Annotated in this window: 3 protein-coding genes; all 3 read right to left on the bottom strand. The window is 61.7% G+C overall.

Translation table 11 applies throughout. From position 1 onward, the window contains the following. Nucleotides 1-3,026, bottom strand: a 3,026-nt coding sequence (locus B2344_RS07900) for a beta-ketoacyl synthase N-terminal-like domain-containing protein (RefSeq protein ID WP_290484965.1), incomplete at its 3' end; no start/stop codon positions are given. Continuing rightward, nucleotides 3,023-4,324, bottom strand: coding sequence for an SDR family NAD(P)-dependent oxidoreductase (locus B2344_RS07905; RefSeq protein ID WP_290484966.1), 1,302 nt, complete (start codon nucleotides 4,322-4,324; stop codon nucleotides 3,023-3,025). The genes B2344_RS07905 and B2344_RS07900, both read right to left, overlap by 4 nt. Nucleotides 4,325-4,473: 149 nt before the next feature. After that, the coding region (locus B2344_RS07910; protein WP_290484967.1) for a phosphopantetheine-binding protein at nucleotides 4,474-4,689 on the bottom strand (216 nt) is incomplete at its 5' end.

Raw genomic sequence — 4,689 nt, forward strand, 5'->3', positions numbered from 1 at the left:
CCGATCATGCAGTCTGTTCGCGAATAGATGATCGTAATCTCGACGCCGGTATGTTTGGCGACTTCACGCTTCACGGCATCAACCGGCGCCTGGACACGCCAATTGGTCCAGTCCGCCGGGACGTTCGGGCCCCACGCCTCTTTTGCCGTTTCGAACTCGCCGCCGATATGGCGCTCATACATGGCGGCATCGGAAATCTCGTCCAGCAGAGCGCCGGGATCACGCCAGAAGCCGAAAGCGAACAGCGCGTTGCTCTCGCCAAGCGACAGGCCGAGCGCCGCATCCGGCTTGAGACCGAGAAGGTCCAGCAACAGGATTGCGTGTGCCTGGCTCATCAGCGTGCCAGCGCACAATTGTTCAAATTCCGTTAGGCTTGCCTTGGCGAGCAGTGGGGCGATCTCGTCCGCCTTGTCGAGTTTGGCGAGACGCTGGCGCAATTCCGGGAAGGCCGAGAGCAGACCACGTCCCATGCGGGGATAAACGGCCGCAGATCCAGTGAACATGAAGGCGAGTTCGCCCTCAGGCTTGCCTTCGCCAAAGTGGACGCCGTCGCCGACAGGGGCTTTGCCCTGCTCCAGCATTTGCTGCGCAGAATCCAACTGTTCCGCGAGCGCTTCCTCAGTGGGCGCCACTATCGCAATACGGCATTTGCCCCTGCCCCCGGCCTTGCCGGATGCCATGCGCGCGGCGAGCGTCGCTTTGTCTTTTGCCGAGGCCCAGAACAGGAAGGGTGTCGGCCGCAGCGCATCTGGTATGGGCACCGCATCCGCAGGATCGAATGTGACGGAGCCAACGGTGTTGAGCTGCGTTGCTGCAACCGAGATGTCGACCGGAAGAGACGTTTCCCGTATGTCCGGCACCGCGCCTTCCGCCGTCAGCACATGCCCCCGTGCGCAGAGCTGCGCTTGCAGGGCCAGTTCGAACACGACCGAGGCGCAAGGAGCCTTGCCGAATACGCGATTTATGACGCCTGTTTCGGACGCTCCGCCCTTAGACCAGTTGACGTCATGGAGAGACCCGAAGTTCCGATTCGATGCGGCTTCAGCGTCGTCTTTTCGCTTCAGGACGATGGCCGCAGCCTGGTCACCAGGTCGCACTGTAATGCCGATATCTGCGAGCGCAGCGGCACGAACCGGTTCGGTCGCAAAGTCTGCTGCGGCCACGATGGCCATATCCAGCTGACCCAAGCGCAGCGCTTCGACGGCGAGGTCCAGCGCGGCAAGGCCGGAAGCCGCCTCGGCAGACACCGAGAACCCCATGCCCTGGAAATCATGCGCATAGGTCACGCGATTGGCGGTCATGTTCGCCATGGCACCTAGAACGGTGGCTGCATGAAGCGGTGGCGCAATGAGGGCCTGCGCAGTGGCAAGCTCCTCGGAGTTCCGGGATAATCCTGCCAGATTTGCCAAGCGTTCTCTTAACAGCCAACGCGCCGAATCTGACGCACAGCCCATGCCGGTAAAAATGCCCACCCGATCGGATGCGACAGGCTTTACCGATTGCAGCGCTTCTTCCACCACATCGACAATGGCGAGCTGCTGAGGTTCCGCCTCAAGCAAATCCGTTGGCGGAGTTCGCGCAGTCTTCGGATCTGCGCCCACCTTTCGGCAGGCTGTGGCAGGCTTTATCGGCTGGTTCATGATGCGGCGCGTGACGGCGTCCGCCCCGCGGTCAGAACCCGCCAGCAGGCCTGTCCCGCAGATCACGATGTCCTGCTCGGACAGCTTGGCCTCCCGCGCCTCAACCAAATCCGATTCCGGATCATACTGGTCGAGGATCAGATGCGCATTGTTGCCGCCGAAACCGAAATTGCTGATAGCTGCGCGGCGAATTCCGTTACGCGGCTCCCACGGTGCGGCCTCCCCCAGAACTTTCATACCGTTCCGGCTAGCAACTTCGATCAGGTTACCTCTAATCGGTGTAGGCGGCAGGGCTTCGCGCTTGAACGCTTCGGTCAGCTTGAGCAGGCTGGCCAGGCCCGCCGCCGTGATGAGATGCCCTGTATTGGCCTTCAGGGATCCGATGGCGAGATTTTTGTTGCCCGCGAACATGTCCGCCGATGCCTGCACCTCGACACCGTCACCAGTCGGCGTGCCGGTCGCATGGCATTCCAGATAGGACACGCTCTTCGGATCCACGCCCGCCATTGTGTATGCGCGCGTCATGGCTTCAGTCTGGCCCTCGCCGGACGGGGCGAGCAAACCCTTGCGCCGACCATCATTCGAGAGGCCGATGCCCCGGATAACGCCGTGAACGACATCCTTCTTCTTCACATCAGACAGACGTTTCAGGACAACCGAGACCGCTCCTTCAGATGGCACTAATCCGTCTGCGCCCTTCACGAAGGGTCGTGACTGGCCGGTCGGGCTGAGTGCCTTCAACGCCTCGAACCCGATATGGAGGATCAGATTGTCGGCCGCGTTGACGCCGACAACGACGGCGCAATCAATCGCCTGCGATTGAAGCCGTCGACAGGCGATCTCCAGCGCATAGAGCGATGAGGCGCACGCCGCATCAAGCGAGAATGCTGGACCGGACAGGCCGAGCGTCTGAGCGATCAGTTGGGGCGGAAGAGAAGCATTGAACGTCGCAAGCGGTTCCGAAAGCGCCTGCCCCGCCCAATGGCGTGCGGCATAGTCTGCATGCGCCGCGCTTGGGTAGGAAAGATTGGCCACAAAGACACCTGCGCGGCCCTTTCGGACCTTCGGACGACGTGCGTTGCTCCACGCATCCAACGCGGCATGAACGGACCAGGCGCAAACCGGGTCGATCCTGGCCGCTGCGCGCCACGCTTCCGGAATACGATCCTCATCGAAGATATCCTCGAATCCTTGCACCGTTCCGGATACATAGTTTCGGGAAGCTGCATCTGCTTCCGAAAGCCCAAGCCGCTCAGAAGGCACCGGGCCGTAGACCACACGCTTGTCAAAGACGAGATCGCCAAGCTCCGCCGGGCTCATGGCCCCCGGCAGCACGCAGCCCTGGCCGACAATAGCAATCGGCTCAAATCGGCAATCACCCGTCATCCTGCCCACTCATCCCCGATCAATAGCTCGATTTCTTGCCTGTCTCCCTGAAGAATCTGGTCAGCAAAGATGCGCGCGCCATCCTGAAGGCCAATCAACGAAATGCCGCGTGTTGCGAAATGTCCCGCCAGTGTTGCGTCGACCATGCCGCCATCCCAAGGGCCCCAACAGAAACTCTTGACGATCGCGGCGGGCAGTTGCGTTGCGAGCTTCCGCGCAACGGCGCCAAGCCAGGCATTGGCCATCGCATAGTCGCTCTGCCCCGTATTGCCGAATACGGCGGAGGCGGACGAAAACAGGCCGACATGGCGCAGCTGCGAAAGGTCGATAGCGGCGATCAGGTTTGCCAAGCCTTCGACCTTCGGCCCGAAGACATATTCCACATCTTCTCGCGTCTTCTTCAGGGCAAGCCCATCTGCCAGCACCCCTGCCCCATGCACGAGGCCAGTAATCGGCCCGCACTCAGCCGTAATATTCTGAACGGCGGCGAGAACGCTGTCGCGATTCGACATGTCTACCTGCAAATAGACAGCCCCCGCCCCTGCCGCCGCGATGGCGTCCAGTGTGTGACGAATTTCCTGTCCTGCCAGCAGCGCGCGCGCCTGACGATCAATGGAAGGCAAGGCAGGCTTTTCGCCGCGCGCCTTGGCTGCGGAGATCAGCGCACCCCGGACAAGTTTCACGTCGCTTGTTGGCTGCAATCCTTCTGGCCAGGGCGTGATGCCAGACCGGCCCGCAAGAACAAAGGTCGCCCCCGCTTGCCGACGCGCCAGTTCGGATACGCATGCTGCGGTCACACCGCGCGCGCCGCCCGGTACGAACCAGACATTCGTATCTGTTGGAGCTGCCTGCACGAGCCCAGGTGCAGTACCGATCTCCATCACCGAAGCACCCGCCGCATCGAGATCTGCCTCGGGAGCATTGGAGGCGATCGCGCCAAGTACCAGTTCAGCCTGTGCGTTCAGCGACGCGCCAGCAGGAAGTGACCAGGTTACAATCGACCGATCAGGCCACTCCTGACGAAGTGTGCGGGAGAGGCCTTTCAGACCGGAAGTGTACGCAAAGTCGCCAGCGCCCGCATACTCCAAAATCACAATCCGAACACCGCTCGCATATAGCCGCTTGCAAAGGTCCAGAACCTGCCAGTGTCGTTCCGTTACCGGCAAATGCGAAAGGCCTTCGGTTACGATCACCGTTTGAACACCCTGAACGCTCTCGCCCAGAAGGCCCGCCTGACCCCCTCGTCCGGTGAGCGCCTGAACCAATTCGGTTGCGATCTCCGATGCCCTAGCCGTCACAGCAAACGGTCCCCATGCTGAAAGCTCTTGGGCTGCCACCAAGGGATGCGCGCGCCCAGGCGAGACTACCCGAACGGAACTCTTATAGGTGGGAACCGGACCGGCCGGCGGGCCGGGACGGGAGAGCGCAGCGGGCGCCCCGCCGCCCCTTACGCAAAAAAATCTGCGATGGCCCGGATGGTGCGAAGGTCCGCCAGCACTTCGGGATCGACTTCCGGCAATTCCGGATGTTGGTCGCGCAGGGCCGACAGGATTTCGACCTGCTTGATCGAGTCGACCCCAAGTTCTCCTTCGAGGTCCATGTCATCTTCGAGCATGTCTTCCGGATAGCCGGTCTTCTCCGCGATCAGGGCCCGGACCGTGTC

Origin of the sequence: Hyphomonas sp. UBA3195 (assembly GCF_002366485.1) — a bacterium.
Classification (GTDB): Bacteria; Pseudomonadota; Alphaproteobacteria; order Caulobacterales; family Hyphomonadaceae; genus Hyphomonas.